The organism is Microbacterium sp. ZXX196 (assembly GCF_009709595.1).
In the GTDB taxonomy this organism is placed as follows: domain Bacteria; phylum Actinomycetota; class Actinomycetes; order Actinomycetales; family Microbacteriaceae; genus Microbacterium; species Microbacterium excoecariae.
The window spans coordinates 1-272 of sequence record NZ_WMEE01000182.1 but is presented as its reverse complement, the minus strand read 5'-3'; the positions used below and the strand labels follow the sequence as shown (position 1 = coordinate 272).

Below are 272 nucleotides of genomic sequence, written 5' to 3'. Positions count from 1 at the left end.
TGTTGAATTACAAACATTAGAGAGAAAAGTTTTTGTAGATACAGTTAAATCCGGAAATTTCAAATTGGCTTTATATAGTACCGGGGCTGATTATGATGATGCAAGTAACCTAATGGGACAATATACAACAGGTGATGTATACAATTATAGTAAAATATCAATTCCGGAATATGATCAATTAGTTGCCAAAGCAGATGCTGAACTAGATCCCGAAAAACGTGCCCAATATATGATTGATGCAGAAAAAGTTCTAATTGATGAAATGGCGATTG

At 33.5% G+C, this 272-nt stretch carries 1 pseudogene; it reads left to right on the top strand.

The features are described 5' to 3' along the window. Positions 1–272: pseudogene (locus GJQ66_RS14245) on the top strand (hypothetical protein); the annotation flags it as partial.